Genomic DNA, 19,078 nt, shown 5'->3' with positions numbered 1-19,078 from the left:
ACCTGTCTTATATTCACGTCTGGAGCATTTGCCGAAAGCTTGATCAACTTTACAGTGAAGGAACAGCGTGCTGATAAAGCGCTCATTTCATTTGCATTACAGGCAAATAAAACGATTTTATTTTCCTATGACTTAACAAAAGAACATTATGCAAATGAGTTAAAGGGCAAATATTCGGTTAAAGACGGTTTACAACAACTTTTAAAAAACACCAACTTAACCGCTGTTATAGATAACGCTGGTCAACTGAGCATAAAACTACATAAACATCTCAGGAGTAATATAACAATGAATAAAAGCACAATGCTCAAAGCCGCTTTAGTTCCACTAATGCTAAGCGCAGCAAGTCAAACAGCACTTGCCCAAGAGCCTGCTCAAGTCAGTGAGCAAGAAGTAGAAAAAATTTCGGTTATAGGAAGCCGTGTTGCTGGTCGTTCTGCAGAAGACTTACCTGTTCCCGTAGACATTTTGTCTGCTGAAGCTTTGCTTAACACTGGGCAAACAGAAGTCGGTAGAATGTTACAAGCCATAGCCCCATCATTTAACTTTTCAAGCTCATCGATTAGTGATGGAACTGATGCATTGCGCCCTGCTACCTTGCGTGGTTTAGGTCCTGATCAAACATTAGTGTTAATCAACGGCAAACGCCGCCATCAAGCGAGTTTAATTCACATTAACACCTCAGTTGGACGTGGTACTGCTGGTACAGATATGAATGCTATTCCTGCCGCATCTATTAAGCGTATTGAAGTATTACGTGATGGCGCCGCTGCGCAATATGGTTCAGATGCAATTGCCGGTGTCATTAATATTATTCTTAAAGATCAGAGTGAAGGTGGAAGCGTCGGTGTTTCTTATGGCGAGAACTCAGCTGGCGATGGTGAAACTACGAATATCGATATTTCTAAGGGTTTTGCACTTGGCGATAATGGTTTCCTTAATACCACGTTAAATATACGTGATAGAGGCTACTCTGACAGAGCAGGCTTACATGGCTCATGTCAATTTTCAGGTTGTACCCAGCTTGATAATGGCGATTTTTTATTAGGCGATCCGCGTGAAGCTACCGCCACTCGTGAAACATTTCGTATTGGCGACGCAGACTCCGAGCAAATAGGGCTAACGATAAATACTGGCTACGATTTAGCTGATGGTCATTTGTATGGTTTTGTGACTTATTCAAGCCGTGATAACGAATCAGCAGCTTTCTTTCGCCATAATGCGAACGGCGGAGGTAACGCACAGCTTCAAGATGGTGATGCAACTATTCCTGCTGGATTTTTACCTAAAATCAATACTGAAATAAAAGATGTTTCATACAACTTTGGTTATAAAACTGAATTTAGTAATGATTCATCATTAGATTTATCATATACCTATGGTGAAAATAATATTGATTACACGACTCGGGATACAATAAATTCATCTTATGCTAATTCACTCATCTACACCTCTGCACTATCCGCTAATGAGATTCGTAGTTCAATTCCTCGCGAAGCGTTTGCTTACGGCTTAGAACTCACCTTACAAACAATTAATATGGATTACACTCAAAATTTTGATTGGTTTTCTTTAGCTATGGGTACCGAGTTTCGCACGGATGAATTCAGAGTAAAAGCAGGTGATGAATATTCATACCGAGACTATGATACCGATGAACTCGGTAATAGCATATATGAGACAGACCGCAGTGCAGGAACACAAGGATTTGGTGGTACAGCCCCACTACAATCTGTTGATGAATCTCGAGATGTAATTTCTTTTTACATTGACACAGAAGCAGAAGTCACTGATAACCTAATTATTAGCACAGCGGTTCGCTATGATGATTACGACGGCTTTGGTGATAGCACTAATTTCAAACTTGCTGCTAATTGGTCAATTACTGATGATGTATCGTTGCGTGGCGCCACAAGTACTGGCTTTAGAGCTCCGTCAATGCAACAACTTTATACTGATAATATTAGTACTCAATTCCAGACAAATCCTAATGGTGGGGACCAAATTGCAGTACAAATTGGTACTTTCCGAAATGACAGTATTCTAGCGCAAGCTATTGGTATTCCTGAGCTAAAAGAAGAAGTATCAACCAACTTTAGTATTGGCTCTGTTGTAAGAGTTACTGATGATATTAATTTAACTGTTGACTTTTATTCTATCAAAATTGAAGACCGCATTGTGTTGAGTAATTCATTAGGTAACGGTTTATCGTCAGCGCTTGATGCGGCATTAGCTTCTTCTGGAGCAGGTGCAGGGCAATTCTTTTTAAATGGTGCTGACACTAAAACAACAGGTGTTGATATTATAGCAACATGGAATACAGAAGTAATGTCTGGCACATTAGACTTAACATTTGCCGCAAACTTTTCAGAAACAGAAGTTACCGATACTTATACTCCAGCAGGTAGTGCATTAGGTGGAATTTCACCTGAGGATGTTTTTTCAGAGCAGGCGATTTCTATTATTGAAGAATGGCAACCTCAAGACCGCATAAGTTTAAGTGGCTTATATAAAATTGGCGATTTCACAGTTAACTTAGCCTTTAATCGTTACGGTGAATACACGGTTCTTGATGGTGAAAGACAAACGTATGGCGCTGAAGTATTAACAGATTTACGCGTGAATTATCAATTTAACGATGAGCTTTCATTTAACTTTGGTGGAAATAACATTTTTGATGTGTACCCTGATAAAAATGAAATAGGAAATTCTCGCTCTGGCACTATTGTTGACGCCAATGGTAATGTTGTTGTCAGTAGTCCTGGTGTGTTTACTTATTCACGCCGTTCAGCACCTTTTGGTTTTAATGGTGCCTATTTCTACGCCGGTGCTGAATACCGTTTCTAGTTGTATACTTAAACCATATACATATACTGGTTTCAAATAATTTAGCTATAAGTAAATTATTACAATCAAAAAAGCAAAGTGATCACACTTTGCTTTTTTTAATTTATTTAATACACAAACGAAACAACTTAAAACAAATACAAATAACCTCCCCAATCGCTGTTTCTTTAAATATCAAATTAACAGGACACTCATCCTAAATTGAACAAATTTTACCTTTCTACTAAGCTAAAGTAATCAAGCTACTTTATCTTAGGTGAGTTATGGCCACGCCAAGGAAGCAACAAATCAGTTTAGTAGACACACCTTATTATCATTGTGTGGCGCGTTGTGTTCGACGCGCTTTCTTATGTGGTGAAGATACCTTTTCAGGTCAAAGCTTTGAGCACCGGCGAGGTTGGGTGGAAGACAAAATCCATTTTCTAACGCAAGTCTTTGCGATTGAGGTTTGTGCCTATGCGGTGATGAGTAATCACTATCATGTGGTGTTATTTATTGATGAAGAAAAAGCGAAGCAGTGGACAATGACTGACGTACTTGTGCGTTGGCACCGCATACACAAAGGCACGTTACTGACCAAACAGTATTGCAACGGTGACCGCTTAGCTCAACCCTTACTTGATGAGGTTAATGCAACCGGAGAGGTCTATCGAAAGCGCCTGATGAAAATCAGTTGGTTTATGGGGTATATCAATGAAAGTATTGCAAGAGCGGCTAACCAAGAAGATAACTGCACCGGTAGATTTTGGGAAGGACGCTTTAAATCCCAAGCGTTATTAGATGAAGCAGCGTTAGCGTCTTGTATGGCCTATGTTGATTTAAACCCTATTCGAGCCAATATCGCAAAGACACCAGAGAGCTCAGCCCACACGAGCATAAAGCGTCGTTGTAAAGAGGCAAAAAAGGGCCAGCAGCCCAAGACCCTGCTTCCCTTTATTGGTAACCCCAGGAAAAATATGCCAAAGGGCCTACCTTTTGAACTCGCCGACTATCTTCAATTAATTACGTTAACTGGCCGCTGTATTAGCGGAGATAAACGGGGTTTCATCGAACAAAAACAACCAGAGATACTCAAGCGATTGAATATCTCTGCGGACAACTGGTTAATCATCACCACCGAATTTAGAACACAATTTCATGGTGCTATCGGCCACGAAGGTGTGCTGAGTGATTACTGCGAGCATCAGCAATTAAAGCGAAGACATAACTTAAGCCATTGCAATAAACTCTTTGCTTGAAAACATTAAAACAGGTGTGAATTATGGATCCATGATTTTGGAGAAATAGCCTTGCCAAAAAATTGTTATTTTGGGAGCAAATTGACTACATCTTTCTTTAATACATGAATATATTGTCAAAATATCACTTATCGGTGAGGACTCCATAAATGTTAAAATATATTTGTCATATATTTAGCTATTTAACATGAGTGTCTTATTAATTCTTTTGTCATCTATTTAGTTTTTTAACATGAGTGTCTTATTAATTCACTTATCGGTGAGGACTCCATAAATGTTAAAATATATTTGTCATATATTTAGCTATTTAACATGAGTGTCTTATTAATTCTTTTGAAACCAAGTCTCAAAACATTCAGGATGCTTTCTAAATGTTAGAAGAATGTGTGGACTATCCATCTATCAATGTTAACGATATTGGAGAGCAGGTCTCGGAGATCCCTAAAACCATTATTGATGATGAAATTTATGATGCAGGAATAAAGGATTAAACTTTTATAGAGAAATTTTGAATAGCATTACTTCTCAATAGTTATTATTAATCCACGGCGAGAATGCAGCTTATATATTAGTTGAGATATATAAGCTGTTCGACCTCTTAAAGTCACACAAGTCCAGATTATTGGCCTCTTGGAGCGATCCAATCTACATTCAATTTTATTTTTCATCCGACTTAAAATACCCACTCCATTCTTACTTGGCCAATATCCACGCTTGCATGGTCTGTCGTTGGATTATTTTTACTAACTTCCAACACTTTTAAGTATTCTGCAGTAAAGCGTATTTCAGGTGTCGCATATAAATTTAATGCTAGCGTCATATTTCTTTCAACGCCACCTATAACACTACCGTAACTTAAGTCTATTTCACTGTAACGCATAGCAAGTTCCCATGCTCCGCTACCATCTTGGCCAAGAATACTTTGCGGTTTCACGATACCAAACTTACCTTTTTTGTACGCTCGTCGGTCATTGGTTAAAAATAAACTCGATTGAATATACCAACTACTAAAGTCTAAGATTTCTGGACCTGTCTTTACTGAGCTTTGTATATATTCACTCTGAACATTAAATCGATTGTAGTTAAAAGCGAGTTCGAATCCTACTTGCGAGTAATCTTCAACCTCTTTAATGCCCCCCGTATCAACTAACTGAGTATTAGCAACATAACTTTCCGGATTAGATTTAAGTCTTAATGTGTCATTATCACCATTATTAGAGTACAAACCCGCGATACCTATATGAACAAAATAATCATCTTTCTTAATGGGTAACCAGACAAATCGTCCTGCAATGAGAGTCTCTTCATCTTGACCTTCACTACTTAGATGTATTTTGTTACCAAAAACGCCAGCTTGCACAGACCAATTATCCTTAAAAATATTTACGCCTGCCCCCAAGTGCCTACCTGGTGATAATGCAAAAGCCAGTGAACGTTCGATAAATGTATTTGCATGAGAACTGGCCTGGAACTCTAACGAGAATGGCACTTTATAGTTACCCGCAATTAATTGAACTGAATTATTAACTTTATATCCTAGGAAAGCATCTTTTATGCCTTTAGAGCCTCCAGCTACAAAATCATAATCCAATTTATATTGCCAGTCGTTATATAGGGTACCCTTTAAAAATAGTCGAGCTCGACGAATAGCCGAACCATCAGCTAAATCAAAATCATCACTACTATACCAAGCTGCGTGTGCTTCTACACGCCCACCAAAATGTGTTGAAAATTTCTTGTCAGCACTGCTCACTTTTAAACCATTTTTAACTAAAACTTCGGACTGATTTTTAACCCGTTTTTTAACCAGAGGTAGTGCTTGATTTTTTGGTTTTTCATCTTGTTGTTCAGCCATTAAGCGCTGATATTGTTCGGTACTTATGGTGCCGTTATTTTTTAAAACCTCAAGTAACATTGCCAGCTCTGATTGCGCACTAACCGGTGTTGCTAGCAGCATACTTAAACTTAACACTAATGCTTTTTTCATGATTTCTCCAAATACAGTTTGAATATTAAAATCTATTTTTATCTAATGATAAAATGAAAGACTTATACATATTTAGCGCTAAAGTCGATATATCTTTTGAGCGTTAACTCACTAATAGATTTTAGTTCTTTGCATATAACTTCAGCTTCCATAAGTTTTTTTTCTAAACTGGCTTGTTCTAATCTTTTACAAAAATTATACATGGCCGTTGCCCCTAATGAACCCGCAGAGCTTTTTAAGGCATGGGCATGATCCCCAAGTGCTTCAATATCCGACTTCTCTAACGAGGTTTCTATCATCTGCACTCGTTCTTCAATATCAATAATAAATAGGTTTACCAAAGTTAAAACTGCGACTTCGGACAAATCCTCTGCCAAAGTTTTAAGTACGCTTTCTGACAACACTTCATCTTCATTTAAAGGGCTATTAGCTTTGCTTTTTTCTTGTGTTTCGGTGCTGTAGATACAATGATTAATACTTTCGATTAGCACTTGTGTATCGAAAGGTTTACCGACAAAGCCTTCCATTCCTGCAGCTTTACATCTCGCCATTTCAGATTTTTCTGCGTTTGCTGTCATCGCAATTACTGGGGTGTCTTTATTAATACCACCGCTTGCTTTTAAATGTTCTACTGTGACTATTCCATTCATTTTTGGCATACGAATATCCATTAGAATAACATCAAAAACTTGTGTTTCTAAAATATCGAGCGCATCAAAACCATTACATGCAAAAACAACTTGGTAGCCACGATTCTTTAATGTTTCACCCGCAATAAATCGATTAGCTTCCATATCATCAACTAATAAAATATTTTTTTTATCATTATGAGCACTATAAGTTAATTGAGATTTCGTCACTGAAAATGTATTGTTTTTATCGTTCAAAGAACATATATCGTTAAAGAGTAGTGGTTTATTTATACGATTAAAGCCTAGGTATGAACTTGACAAAGTTTCACCTAAGCTAGAAATACAGTGAACATTAATACCAAGCGAGTCTAACCAAATCTTATTGCTGTTGTTAACAGTCGCTCCATCCTCTATTAGCCACACCGATTTTTTACTTAATAATTGCGGCGTTGCCTGCTCACGTAACATATCTACATTGCTAAAGCCGAAGAAAGTGCCCCCTATTTGTTTAATTTTATTAGCAAAAACTTCCTGTAAATTTTGATTATCCGAAACAAGTACCATTGGGCCTTCAAATTGATGTTTATCTATTGTTTTATCTTCAACAAACTCTACGGGCATCGTAAAACAAAAATCGCTGCCCTGATTTAATTTACTACTAACAGTAATTGATCCCCCCATTAAGGTAATAAGCCCTTTGGCTATATTTAAGCCTAATCCAGTGCCGCTGGAATTTGCCTCTAATGTCGAATTAACCTGTTCAAATTCTTCGAATATTTTATTTAAATATTTTTCTCTAATCCCTATACCAGAGTCTTTTACATTCAACTGCAGTGTATCTTTACCATCTGCTATTTGGATTCGTTGGATAGTCACCAAAACAATCCCACGGGGAGTAAAATTACAGGCATTATCGACTAAAATAGTCAGTATCTGACGTAAACGTGTTGCATCAGTAATAACTCGCTCAACAGTCCCTGGTGCAACATCACCCAATATCGTTAAGTCTCGATTAGCTATTTTAGCTTCGGCGCAATTCAATACATCTTCAAGTAAAGGTAAGAGTTCTACTTCACTATATTTTAGTGACATATGACCTGCCTCAATTTTAGAAAAATCGAGTATGTCATTAACAACCTCTAATAGTGCTCTGCCACTACTTTGCGCTGTGTTTAGCAAGCGAATATGCTCAGGGGGCTCTTTAATTTTTTCCGATATTAGATTAACTGCACCTAACACTGCATTCATTGGTGAGCGTATTTCATGGCTCATTTGTGATAAAAATCTAGATTTAGCTTGGGATGCATTCTCTGCTGTTTGTTTTGCTTTGGTGAGATTAATAGCGTTTTCATTAAGTTTCTTCTGATCATCATTAATCTTATCTAACATCACATTAAACGCTTTTGCAGTGACACCAAGTTCATCTTTTGATTCTGTATCCGCCCTGGACGACATATCACCTTTTGTTACAGCAAGTGCTACTTTTTGTAAAACAAGTAAACCTTTGGTTAAGTAACTACCAAGTATTAGCGAAATCAGTCCAACCATTACCAATTCAGCTAAAGCAATACCAAATAAACGATAGCGCGCTTCACTTACAAATAACAATAAGGGGTCAACGGGTAAACCTACTTGTACTTTGGCAAATTCAGTTCCTGACTCCATTACTAAAACCTGCGTATCAAATATACGGTCATCTACCTGGTAAATTAGAGTATCTTCGAAAAAGCCATCCTCTAAACTACTTGTATCTCCAGATTGTGCAAGAATACCGTCACTGTCTAATACACGAATATATTGAACACCTCCGAGCACAGCTATTTGCTGTGTAATTTCGTCCAATGCAGCAATATCTGATGAGATCACTGCATTTTTAGCGAGTAAGCTAAATAAATGAGAGGTCTCACTGGCTCTTTTATATAAAGCCTCTTCACCTGATTGCTCAAGATATGCTAGAGATTGCCAAAGTAACAATAACAAAAATAGAGTTTCTGTAATGCCTATGAATAATATTGTTTTAACTCGAAATGACATAGAAATTCCCTGAGCCAAAAAGTAAGCTTTTTAATTTTTACCAAGTAGAAGATTAATATCTAAACTACGAACATCATTCCACTCTTGATCGTTTGCTTGTGTAAAACCTTTCATTCTTAGTGGCACTAGTAATTTCACACTAGCATCAGAATTTTTAATATCTAAAAAACCACGAAGTAGTTTTTGTCGAGTATCTTCAGTAACCCGCGGATGAGTAGCAATTGCGTGTGGTGTATAACCGTCTGATGTCCAGATGATTTTTAATTGCTTTCGAAAGCGCTCTGGTAATGCATTAAACGTGCGTATTATTCCGCCGCCTGCTACCAAACGGCCCATGGCAACATTGCGATATACAGCATCGTGTGAATTAACGTATTTACTTTGAAAGTTAATGTTTTTCTGTGCTAAGTTTGCCTTGGGGATCAATGTGGCGGCAAAAGATGCTGGCGCTGGAAAAGCAATTGTTTGCATCGATAAGTCTTCGATCTTGTTAATTTCACTATTTTTATTAGCAACTAAAATGCCTTTAATTTTTTTCCCTAGTTCATGTACAAGTGCTTTAAAGCCTTCTTCCTTACTTAATACAGCGTAGTGGTATGGGTTCATATACGCAATATCATAGTCACCTGCAATTAATCGCTTTTCAAACGTTGGAATATCGGGAGCTGTCGCAAATTTGAGTTCAATACCTGTGTTCTTACTGATCAGTTTAAGTAACGGAATCCAGTTACGAGCTAACTTAGCTGCTGATTGCTGCGGAACTATCCCAAATACTAGAGGCTTAGCTTCAACAACCTCAGCTGTATCCGCACTAGCAAAGCCAATAAAACATGTAATATAAATTATTGCTAAAAATTGAATTAATATCTTCATCTATTCACCTATGCTTTTTAAATTTGTTCATGCACTTAACAAAAGCAAGAAATACTCCAGCATTTAACAATATCAAAAAAAAACTTAAATTATTGATAAATAATATTTTTTATACTTATTCACTCAGTGTAATTTGATGGGAATTATTGAACATGCAATTTGATTCGCAATATGCAAGTCAAATTGCTTTGCATTTAAGAATATATAAATTAATTGATACATTTTATTTAAAGATTATATAAATATATTACAAGTATCTTGAACTAACTGAATATGACTTCACTAAAAATTATATTTTAGATTTAAGAGTTTCACTACTCAACGGCTATTTGTTAAGTTATCCATGGCTCGATTAAACTCAAATATTACCCATAGTACAATCATATATAGGACTACAACTTACCAGTTTTTATTACTTAGTAAAGTCCCAAAATTAGCAGGTTAACAAAGCTGGGCAACTAGTCCCAGTTTTTCATTTTTCTATAAATTGTTGACGCACTTACGCCTAGGTGTGCGGCGGCCAGCGGGATGTTACCATCACAAACTTCGATTGCCTTTTCTATAGTGTTTTTTTCAACTATCCACATGGGAACAATCTCTTGAATACTGGTAGGGCCAACAGAAGTACTTGCCTTGGTTTCTGATTTAATTACACTTGGTGTAGTTGTAACTTGAAGGTTAGTTTGTCTGAAACTCTCTGGTAACATGTCAATTGTAATCTCAGTACCAGTATTGATTACGACCATATTCTCAATCACATTTTGCAATTCTCGAATATTACCCGGCCAGTCATACTTCATAAATAATGTCTGAACATCTGATGAAAACTGTTGAAATCCTTTATCATTAGCTTCATTTTTATCCAATAAAATAGCGTTAGCCAACAATAAAATATCTGGACCTCTATCCCTTAAAGCAGGTAACTGAACTGGAATAACATTTAATCTATAATATAAATCTTCTCTAAAGCGACCTTCGCCAACTTCGGCTGCTGGATTACGATTAGTTGCACAAACAACCCTAACATCACTTTGTATTACGTCACTACTACCAACACGACTAAATGTACCTGTTTGCAAAAATCGAAGTAACTTAGATTGTAAATTTAAATCCATTTCACAAATTTCGTCTAGAAATAGCGTTCCACCATTAGCGACCTCTACAGCTCCTTTTCTATCGGCCAGAGCGCCACTAAAAGAGCCTTTCATATGACCAAAAAACTCTGATTCAAATAAATCTTTTGGTATCGCCGCACAGTTAATTGCAATCACGGGACCATTTTTCCGAGCACTGGTGTTATGTAAGTACTGAGCACAAACCTCTTTACCTGTTCCACTTTCACCGGTGACAAATACGCTTGCCTTGCTACGAGCAGCACTATCTAGCAAGCGAAAAACAGTTTTCATCGCTAATGATTCACCAAGAAAACTCGTATCTGGTTGATCTGAAACTTCATCTTCAACTGCAGGGGGTTCTGTTTCCAGATTAATCTGCTTTATTGCATCATAAACCGAAGTCACCATTCTTTCTCTAGTAAACGGCTTCTCTATAAAGTCAAAACCGCCCAAGCGCATAGCATCAACAGCTACTTCAATAGAACTATTAGAAGTGATAATAATAACCCGTGCAGGTGACTTCTGACGCTTGACAAATTGCAGTACATCTAAACCGCTAATATCTGGTAAGCAAACATCTTGAATAATAACACTGGGCATTTTTTCTTTAATCGCGGCTAAGGCAGAATAACCATCTACAAAATGCCTAGTTTCATAACCTATACTTTCAAGTTGAGAACTGTAAAGGGCTCCACTTGATACACTGTCTTCTACAATATAAACCAAGGTTTTTTGTGAATTTTTAGACATATTATTCCCTTACTAAAATTCTTTGCCATATTTGTTGTTATACAGTTTCAGAGTTTGTTTGATCAAATCTAATAGCTGGTTATCTGTATCCCTAAAGAGCCTTGAGGTTGAGCATAACCTATCATTTATTTCACTGGCCATTGTTGCTACAGTCATAGCCCCATAAAGTGCTGCCGAGTTTTTAAGTTTATGTGTCACTTCTTCAATTTTCTTCAAATCCATCGAGATAAATGCATTTTCTAAATCGACTAAAGACATGGTCATCTCGTCTATAAACAAACCAATCAATTTATGACAAGTTAGTTCATCTAAATCTTCGATCATTTGTTGAATGACCTTTTCATCCATTAAACAGCTCATACTCTACTCACTGATTAAAAATCTGCTCACTATTTAAACACTATTACAAAATGCGTTGCAAATTGCAAATTAGACAAATCTTAATATTCATCATCTAAACTACCTATGAATATTGTTTTAACTCCAACGGCGTAAATTATCTTCAAATGATGCTGGACGTCCTAGTAAGTAGCCTTGCGCAGTATCACAACCTAATTGGTTAAGTATTTGCAGTTGCACTTCATCTTCAATACCTTCAGCCACAATATGCATGCCTAGTCGTTGTGCCATTGCTACGATTGCACTACATAGAGTAAAATCTTCGTTACATGTCGCGATACCATCAACGAAGCTTTTATCTATTTTCAAACCATTAACTTTGAATTCTCTTAGTAAACTTAAAGAAGCAAAACCAGTTCCAAAGTCATCTACCCATATTTCGATCCCTTCTTTTTGAAAGGCGTCAAAAACCTTAGCGATAACTTTGGGATTTTGGATCAGTGCAGTTTCAGTCAACTCCAATTTAATACAACGTGTAGGTATTTCTAGTTTATCCACTAAGGTCATAATTTGCTCAAAAATATCAGTATTTGCTATCTGAACAGCAGATACATTAATTGAAACGGTAATATCTTTTAAACCATATTGAAGATAACGTTTAAGATCCAACAGTACTTGTTTAAATATCCAACTTCCCAGTTCAATAATCTGACCATTTTTCTCGGCATGTGGAATAAACTTATCAGGAGAAATAAACCCGAACTGAGGAGAGTGACATCTAACCAAAGCTTCAAAACCTGTTAATTTACTATTTTGCATACAAAAAAGTGGTTGATAAACCATAGAGAAGTGCTGATTTTGTAATGCGTCTTCAATAATGCAAGTCAAGTCATCTAACTTTGATGGCGTGTGAACAATTGTTGTTTCAAGTGTATCTATTGGTGAAAGTGACATATTCATATTATTTCATTCCTAATTTACTTTGAGTCGATAGTACTAACAAAGCAATTCGTAGACCAACGTAAACCCCAAACCAAAAAAAACACATAAGCCACTGAAAAATAAAACCTAATAAAACATAACCACTAGTATTTACATTTATTAAATACTGATAGTTGCAAAATGCAAATCAAATTACTAAGACTGATTACCAAATTGCCATTTGTAAAAAAAAGGGAAGAATGTAGTTATACATCCTTCCCTGCTTTTTCTTAACAACCTTTATCAGTTATTGCCTTCACCCTTTGGCGCAGTGTTGTACCATTGGTCGCCATCAACTCTACCGCCTAAGACTGGTAAGTTAACCTGGAAAGGGGGTGTAAATTGCTCTAACGCATTTTGAGTAGGATCATTTATATTAATGACAGATTCTGCTTTTTTCAGGCTCAAGCCGCTACAAAATGAAGGGTCGTCATAATTTGTACCCGTCGGGCAGCACTGGCCATCGACAGAGCCATCAGCAACAGAATAATATCCAGATGGACAACTACATTGCAATTGTGTATTAGTGCCACAGCCTGCATCACAAATACCCAATTTGATTTTTTTTTCAAGAAGATTATCTGTTACGTTATTAATTGAAATATCAACCTCAGATGCTTGGCAAGTTAATGCCGGTTGCCCCAGCGAAGTAGGTAAGATGAATGGTGATTCGCATGGCTCACCGGTTAACACTTTTTGTGAAATATAACGTGATCCAATAGGAGAACCAATTCCCCCAATAATTTCTAGCATCGGGCAAGCTTCAAAGGTTTCTTTATATAAAAATCCTGGCAGCCCATTAGGTGAGCGACCAATGGCGTAATTAGGAGCGCCCTGCAATGCTTGAAAGTAGCTCACTGAACCCGTATTAGGTAAACGGCTAATGCCTGTATTATCTAAAGTCTCAGCACTGGTTGGCTTGATGCAAGGAGGGCCTTGGCAGTTTAGTTCAGTGTAATAAATTGGCTCTCTACTGGTGAAACGGTCATCACGAACACCTATTAGTGCTCGGTAATTTGTTGTGCTGTCTGTAGAGGTACGGTCAATAAAAAACAATTGTGGTGCATCATGTTCATCAAAATTTATCACTTCGCCTAACACCTGACTATTACTATCTGCCACCAACACGGTTCGGTCTTGTTGCTTAATCTTTTGTTCAAATAATGCATTGCGAACAGCAGCTATGCCAACAAAGCTTCCTATGACTAAAATAGTAATAATCAGGATCAGCTCAATGGTTAAAACAAAACCTGCTTGTTTTTTTAATCGAGAATTTTCCTTCATTATTTTTGGCAATCTAACTTCAATCATTTTACTTCCTTTTATTATTTAGCACCGCTAAAACAGCATATCTTATAATTATAGGATATCACCCAACAATTTCATTATTTCGCTGATCTGCTGTCCAGCAGGAAAAAATACTAGCACAAAAAACATCGGGAAGCAGACCATTGCCATCGGCAAAGTAGATTCGAGGGCTTTGCGGTTAATTCTACTTGTTAGTTGTTGGTCCTGTTGTAACCTCAGAAAGTCAGCTAATGATTGTAATCCGTCACCAACGGGGCTACCTACTTCAATCCCAGCCTTAATTATTACCGATAATTTATTTAACGCCTCTACACCAGTCCTGACAGACAAATTATCAAAGGCTGCAGTGCGATCACGGCCAGCATCTAGCTCGTAAGCAATTAACTCAAGCTCTGCTGCCAAAGGGTTGTCTTTTTGCAAGCCAAATTGAGCAGCTTTTCGAAATGCCTGGCTTAACGATAAACCTGACTTCAAAAAAACAATCAGTAAATTGATAAAAAAGACTAATGACAGATTAATTCTACGTCGACGATTACTCCGGTTTATAAGTAGATACATGTCCATCAATAAAAAGGACACAATACCCGTACTGATAATAATCCATAAATTAAATGACAACTCAATAGCAATTATTACTAGTACTACAGCAGTGCACCACTTTACTGACCAGTACCATAACCAGAAACCAGCCACTGAAATACCACATTGGCGGATCAATTTATTTGGATAAATTAAATAAGCTTTTTTGGACTTATTAAAGGGATCATCAATCAATTTATTCTCTTTGGTAAGACTTTGTTTTAAAAAGTAGAGAAAAATAATTAACATTAGTAAAAAAAGTAAATCCAGCCAGTTGAATATATTCATTGCTCTATCCTCGATATACGACGTAACCATAAATAACCAGTAAATTGTAAAAATAGCGCCCCGCCCAAGTATGTTGGTCCAGATGGATGCTTTAATAAGGTGTCGAACCAGTCAGGTTGTTGCCATAGTAAAATTGGAATCAATATATAGGGTAAACCACCACATAATATTGCAGCATAACGAGTACCGGATAAGTGAGTGTCAATTTGTAACTGGTGACGTTGTCGATCTCGAACAATGCGGTTAACAGAATCAAGCATAAAAGTGAGATCACTTCCTGATTGATAGCGTGCAATAATAACTTGTGCAAATAGTCGAGTTGCAATACAGTTGTATTTGGTTGTTAGATGATTAATAGCCTGTTCTGGCGAACAGCCCATATCCAAGCGTCCTAACATTTCTGTTAGTTGATGCTTAACAGTTCCTTGACCTGACTGTGCAGCTAAAGCAATAGCCTGGTGAGGCGACTGGCCACTCGTTAAAGCCGCTTTCATCATATCCATAGCTTCAGCTAAACCTTTCTCTACTCGTTTTATTTTCATTTTCGCCATATCACTGATGCTATTAAAGCAAAACACCGTTACCGCCATTCCCGCAATAGCCGCCAAAGGAATATGCTTGGGGAATATCTCAAGCAGTAACATAAAAATAGCGAAGGCAACGATTGCTATACCCGCAATAACAAGTGCTGGAGGTAGATTCAAATTAAGCGTTTGCAAATGATTATACAATGACGAATCAGGTTTGCTCTTAACAGCATATGAAAAATTGGCGTTGCCCCTTTTAGATTCACGAAACCAATGCAATACAATAATTAGCATTACCAATAAACTTAGGGATAAACCGATAAACTCTATATTTATCATCACTAGTCCACCTTTAATAATCGATTGAATTGTTCACTTTTATAGCCTTTTACTGCTACCTTAGCCGCTAGTTCAGTACTATTACCTGTTGCAACATGCTTACCATGTATATGGTCTGGTTCACTGTTTGCTGCGTGCTTAAAACTAAACAACTCTCGAATTTCATCTTTATCTTCACCATGAACTAACTCGCAAATGCTTACGACTCTGCGGCTGCCATCTTGGAAGCGCATAACTTGAATAATTAATTGTAGAGAAGAACGAATCATCTGCTGAATAGCTTCTTTTGAAAAGCCTCCACCCATTAACGCAAGTGTTTCCATGCGGCTGATTACATCATGTGGGCTATTAGCATGTAAGGTAGTTAAGCTACCGTCATGACCAACATTCATCGCTTGCAACATATCCAAAACTTCAACCCCCCTGACTTCACCAACCACTATACGGTCAGCCCTCATGCGAAGTGCATTTCTAACTAAATCACTAAGATTAATTGCACCACTGCCTTCGCTATTAACATGTCTAGACTCGAGTGAGATAACGTGGGGATGCTTTAGCTGAAGCTCAGCCGTTTCTTCAACGGTTACGATACGCTCTGTTGTAGGGATAAAACCTGATATAGCGTTCAATAAAGTGGTTTTTCCTGCTCCTGCGCTACCCGCTATTACTATATTGATACCTGTTGATACGGCAAGTTCTAAGAAGTCCATCATGGCTTTACTTAGAAACCCCCTATTAATTAGTTGCTGAGTAGTCAAATCCTCGGTATGAAAACGTCTAATTGAAACGATTGGTCCCGACTCACAAAGCGGTGGGATCACTGCATGTAATCGACTACCATCAGGCAAGCGAGAATCTACCATAGGTTGACGTGCATCTAGCTGCCTACCTTGAGTACTTAACACTCTGTCCAAAAAGCGACGTAAATGACTTTCGTTATCAAAACGTAACTTAGTTTTTGTTAATCGTCCGTTTCTATCAACCCAAATTTCATCTGGACCGTTTATTAAAATATCGGTAACACCAGGTTCTTTCATTAAGTCAGAAATTGGACCCAAGCCCGTTAACTCTTGCATAATTTGCAGGGTTAATGCTTGTCTCTCATATACGCTTAAACCTGGATTTAATCTTGGACGTATTTCTTCAATCAATCGTTCAAGGCGACGTTCAACCTGCGAAGTATCTTTTAACAGATGTATGTTCTGCTCTTCCATACCGTCAATTAGGCGATTATGTAAAAAACGACGTAACTCACGAAAGCGCTCTGATTCTATATTCTCTTTGTCTAGCGCAGTAAATCCTAAAATTTTATTTGAGTTATTCATGATGTGTTACCTTTACTTAATACCTTGTTAAGGCATTTTAATTGTTCACTCGCACATTTGAACGACGAATACCTGCTACCATTTCAATATTGCGATAACGTTGTTTGGGGTCAATACTATATTGAGTACCTTTTGCCCTATCGTGTGCACTGTGAAAGATCATCGCTATCGAATCGCTGGCTTTGATACTCGCTAATGGGTATACATCAGACGGTCTTATCGCCACAACTAGAGACACCCCAGAGGTAACTCCTGCCTGCTTATTTTTTGGCATTAGCATATTTTTTAAACCACTGTCTGCAGTCTTTTTAGCAGCTGGGTGGTTAATACCAATTAACTGCACATCACGGGCAACGGTTCTTACACCATTCCTGCCTCTGACAACCACATCAAAGCGGTCACCGTCACTCAACTGCTCGTAAGGCATACCTTTTTGGATGTGCTCTAGGGTAAACAAAACACGACCAGCTGGAATAGCATCAGATAAAGATTTCTTTTCTTTAGTTTTCAAGTCGCTTGGGTAAATCGAACTCCCTGCTCGCTTGCTAACCTTTAATGTTTTACCCATCAAATGACGGGGGTTTTGTATAGTGCCTGCAAGATTGTCTTCATCAATACGCACTTGTTTAAGGAGTGATGAAGTCAGTACTTGACCCGGTTGTAGATTACTACTGACTATCCATGCCGGCTCCGTTGTCATATTTTCAAACTGGCGAAGTCCTAGCACTGAAGCTAACATACTTGATGCTGCAAAGAGGATCATGGCACCCGTGGCACTACCGGTTAATTTACTTTTCATATGTCACCTCATTTATCAAGTTAGGAATATTTTGGACAGGTGCAATGGCTGAACCTGCCCGTGAAACGCCTGATTAGTTCAAACTGCCGGTATTACTAGCAGAAGCAGCAGCTGTACTCGCTGTACCACTAATAGAGGCGGCAGATTCAGAAAAGTCAGTATTAATAAATTCAAACTTCTGACCATCACCTGCATTTATATCAACCGCATCAATAAAACCAGAGCCACTTATCTCTGACGTTCCTTCACCATTTTTCATACCATCAAAAGCGTAGCTCTGGTCTAGTGAGCCAATTGCTTCAGCAACATCTTCCATTTCAGCCGTTACAGCGTCACGCATCGTACTTAGACCTACGACTAGGCCAATGACTATCGTAGTCGATAACAATAACAACTCTGAAGTCATCACAAATCCGCCTTGTTTTTTCTTACCTAGTTTGTTGTTTATAAGAGTTTTCATAATGTTTACCTTTAATGTTGTGTAAGTTAGTAATTAATAAACCCAAATTATTTGAGCTTACATAGACTATTGCGATTGCTGTGCCAGCTTTTAAACAAACCAAAATAAAACCAAATAAATCCTTATAAAACAATAAAATAAATTTTAATTAAAATTAAATCATCACTGTATTGGTTATTAGCTAAAAAGCTTAGTTCACAATCTGATTTGCAATTTGCAAATCAGATTGTATTATTTATTTACGTACCCTCATTTGAGCTATTCAAAAAAGAAAATCTTTTTTTTGCGAAAAATATAGCCTATTAAAAATGAATGCCCATACGCTTAAAGAGTCAGACTCATATAATTTTAAAATTTATGATTATTGATTCTAAACCGACAGCTTTGTTTAAAATGGAGATGTATCGCTTGTTTCGTAATAGAAACGAGAAGAAAACTAACTTTTTATTGTGGAAGTAACTTAGAAAACGGAGTTAAAGGGTCTATATGTGGCGCATTGTATAGCTAAAAATTAGTAGTTATCAAAAAATAAATTAACAGTTAAGCAATAATTATCATTTTGTTAGCAATATTTTATGGCAATAAAAAGTTAATAAATACTAGTGTTTGAACCAACCAACGACCCTGTAGCAAAATCTGTGTAACTGCCTATCATTA

At 37.4% G+C, this 19,078-nt stretch carries 14 protein-coding genes; 2 read left to right on the top strand and 12 right to left on the bottom strand.

Translation table 11 applies throughout. The annotated features are described in order from the left end of the window. Positions 1 to 288: 288 nt before the first annotated feature. Both H4J56_RS08975 and H4J56_RS08970 read left to right on the top strand, forming a co-directional pair. Positions 289 to 2,847, top strand: a complete 2,559-nt coding sequence (locus H4J56_RS08975; protein ID WP_259366385.1) for a TonB-dependent siderophore receptor — start codon at positions 289 to 291, stop codon at positions 2,845 to 2,847. A 263-nt stretch (positions 2,848 to 3,110) separates the two neighbouring features. Next, complete coding sequence (locus H4J56_RS08970; protein ID WP_182259207.1) at positions 3,111 to 4,085, top strand: transposase; 975 nt, start codon at positions 3,111 to 3,113, stop codon at positions 4,083 to 4,085. A 673-nt stretch (positions 4,086 to 4,758) separates the two neighbouring features. Here H4J56_RS08970 and H4J56_RS08965 read toward each other — a convergent pair. From H4J56_RS08965 to H4J56_RS08910, 12 genes are all read right to left on the bottom strand, one after another. Beyond that, positions 4,759 to 6,072, bottom strand: a complete 1,314-nt coding sequence (locus H4J56_RS08965; RefSeq protein WP_182245035.1) for an OprO/OprP family phosphate-selective porin — start codon at positions 6,070 to 6,072, stop codon at positions 4,759 to 4,761. A 62-nt stretch (positions 6,073 to 6,134) separates the two neighbouring features. Continuing rightward, positions 6,135 to 8,738: a response regulator gene (locus tag H4J56_RS08960; protein ID WP_182259206.1), complete on the bottom strand. Its 2,604-nt coding sequence runs from the start codon at positions 8,736 to 8,738 to the stop codon at positions 6,135 to 6,137. A 30-nt stretch (positions 8,739 to 8,768) separates the two neighbouring features. After that, entirely contained in the window at positions 8,769 to 9,611 is an 843-nt protein-coding gene (locus H4J56_RS08955; protein WP_182259205.1) for a phosphate/phosphite/phosphonate ABC transporter substrate-binding protein, read from the bottom strand. A 458-nt stretch (positions 9,612 to 10,069) separates the two neighbouring features. Beyond that, entirely contained in the window at positions 10,070 to 11,476 is a 1,407-nt protein-coding gene (locus H4J56_RS08950) for a sigma-54 dependent transcriptional regulator (RefSeq protein ID WP_182216399.1), read from the bottom strand. Between the two features lie 12 nt (positions 11,477 to 11,488). Continuing rightward, a complete protein-coding gene (locus H4J56_RS08945; protein WP_182216398.1) occupies positions 11,489 to 11,824 on the bottom strand; it encodes an Hpt domain-containing protein in 336 nt (111 codons plus the stop codon). A 129-nt stretch (positions 11,825 to 11,953) separates the two neighbouring features. Beyond that, on the bottom strand, positions 11,954 to 12,775 hold the full coding sequence (locus H4J56_RS08940; RefSeq protein WP_259364963.1) for an EAL domain-containing protein: 822 nt from the start codon (positions 12,773 to 12,775) through the stop codon (positions 11,954 to 11,956). A gap of 264 nt (positions 12,776 to 13,039) precedes the next feature. Further along, a complete protein-coding gene (locus H4J56_RS08935) occupies positions 13,040 to 14,107 on the bottom strand; it encodes a hypothetical protein (RefSeq protein WP_182216396.1) in 1,068 nt (355 codons plus the stop codon). 48 nt (positions 14,108 to 14,155) lie between these two features. After that, on the bottom strand, positions 14,156 to 14,971 hold the full coding sequence (locus tag H4J56_RS08930) for a type II secretion system F family protein (RefSeq protein WP_182216394.1): 816 nt from the start codon (positions 14,969 to 14,971) through the stop codon (positions 14,156 to 14,158). Next, positions 14,968 to 15,837: a type II secretion system F family protein gene (locus H4J56_RS08925; RefSeq protein ID WP_259364964.1), complete on the bottom strand. Its 870-nt coding sequence runs from the start codon at positions 15,835 to 15,837 to the stop codon at positions 14,968 to 14,970. Before H4J56_RS08925 ends, H4J56_RS08930 begins: the two co-directional genes overlap by 4 nt. A 2-nt stretch (positions 15,838 to 15,839) precedes the next feature. Then, entirely contained in the window at positions 15,840 to 17,162 is a 1,323-nt protein-coding gene (locus H4J56_RS08920; RefSeq protein WP_182216391.1) for a CpaF family protein, read from the bottom strand. A gap of 37 nt (positions 17,163 to 17,199) precedes the next feature. Then, on the bottom strand, positions 17,200 to 17,961 hold the full coding sequence (locus H4J56_RS08915) for an SAF domain-containing protein (protein ID WP_182216389.1): 762 nt from the start codon (positions 17,959 to 17,961) through the stop codon (positions 17,200 to 17,202). A 73-nt stretch (positions 17,962 to 18,034) separates the two neighbouring features. Further along, on the bottom strand, positions 18,035 to 18,421 hold the full coding sequence (locus H4J56_RS08910; protein WP_182216387.1) for a hypothetical protein: 387 nt from the start codon (positions 18,419 to 18,421) through the stop codon (positions 18,035 to 18,037). Positions 18,422 to 19,078 lie beyond the last annotated feature (657 nt).

The sequence above is a fragment of the Colwellia sp. BRX8-4 genome (assembly GCF_014077345.1).
Lineage (GTDB): Bacteria > Pseudomonadota > Gammaproteobacteria > Enterobacterales > Alteromonadaceae > Colwellia_A.
This window is presented reverse-complemented; position numbering and strand designations above follow the sequence as displayed.

Coding starts and splice junctions, on each gene's coding strand:
- H4J56_RS08960 (WP_182259206.1), bottom strand. CDS start 8,738: ATGTCATTTCGAGTTAAAACAATATTATTCATAGGCATTACAGAAACT.
- H4J56_RS08955 (WP_182259205.1), bottom strand. CDS start 9,611: ATGAAGATATTAATTCAATTTTTAGCAATAATTTATATTACATGTTTT.
- H4J56_RS08945 (WP_182216398.1), bottom strand. CDS start 11,824: ATGGATGAAAAGGTCATTCAACAAATGATCGAAGATTTAGATGAACTA.
- H4J56_RS08910 (WP_182216387.1), bottom strand. CDS start 18,421: ATGAAAACTCTTATAAACAACAAACTAGGTAAGAAAAAACAAGGCGGA.
- H4J56_RS08930 (WP_182216394.1), bottom strand. CDS start 14,971: ATGAATATATTCAACTGGCTGGATTTACTTTTTTTACTAATGTTAATT.
- H4J56_RS08920 (WP_182216391.1), bottom strand. CDS start 17,162: ATGAATAACTCAAATAAAATTTTAGGATTTACTGCGCTAGACAAAGAG.
- H4J56_RS08950 (WP_182216399.1), bottom strand. CDS start 11,476: ATGTCTAAAAATTCACAAAAAACCTTGGTTTATATTGTAGAAGACAGT.
- H4J56_RS08975 (WP_259366385.1), top strand. CDS start 289: ATGAATAAAAGCACAATGCTCAAAGCCGCTTTAGTTCCACTAATGCTA.
- H4J56_RS08925 (WP_259364964.1), bottom strand. CDS start 15,837: ATGATAAATATAGAGTTTATCGGTTTATCCCTAAGTTTATTGGTAATG.
- H4J56_RS08965 (WP_182245035.1), bottom strand. CDS start 6,072: ATGAAAAAAGCATTAGTGTTAAGTTTAAGTATGCTGCTAGCAACACCG.
- H4J56_RS08970 (WP_182259207.1), top strand. CDS start 3,111: ATGGCCACGCCAAGGAAGCAACAAATCAGTTTAGTAGACACACCTTAT.
- H4J56_RS08940 (WP_259364963.1), bottom strand. CDS start 12,775: ATGAATATGTCACTTTCACCAATAGATACACTTGAAACAACAATTGTT.
- H4J56_RS08935 (WP_182216396.1), bottom strand. CDS start 14,107: ATGATTGAAGTTAGATTGCCAAAAATAATGAAGGAAAATTCTCGATTA.
- H4J56_RS08915 (WP_182216389.1), bottom strand. CDS start 17,961: ATGAAAAGTAAATTAACCGGTAGTGCCACGGGTGCCATGATCCTCTTT.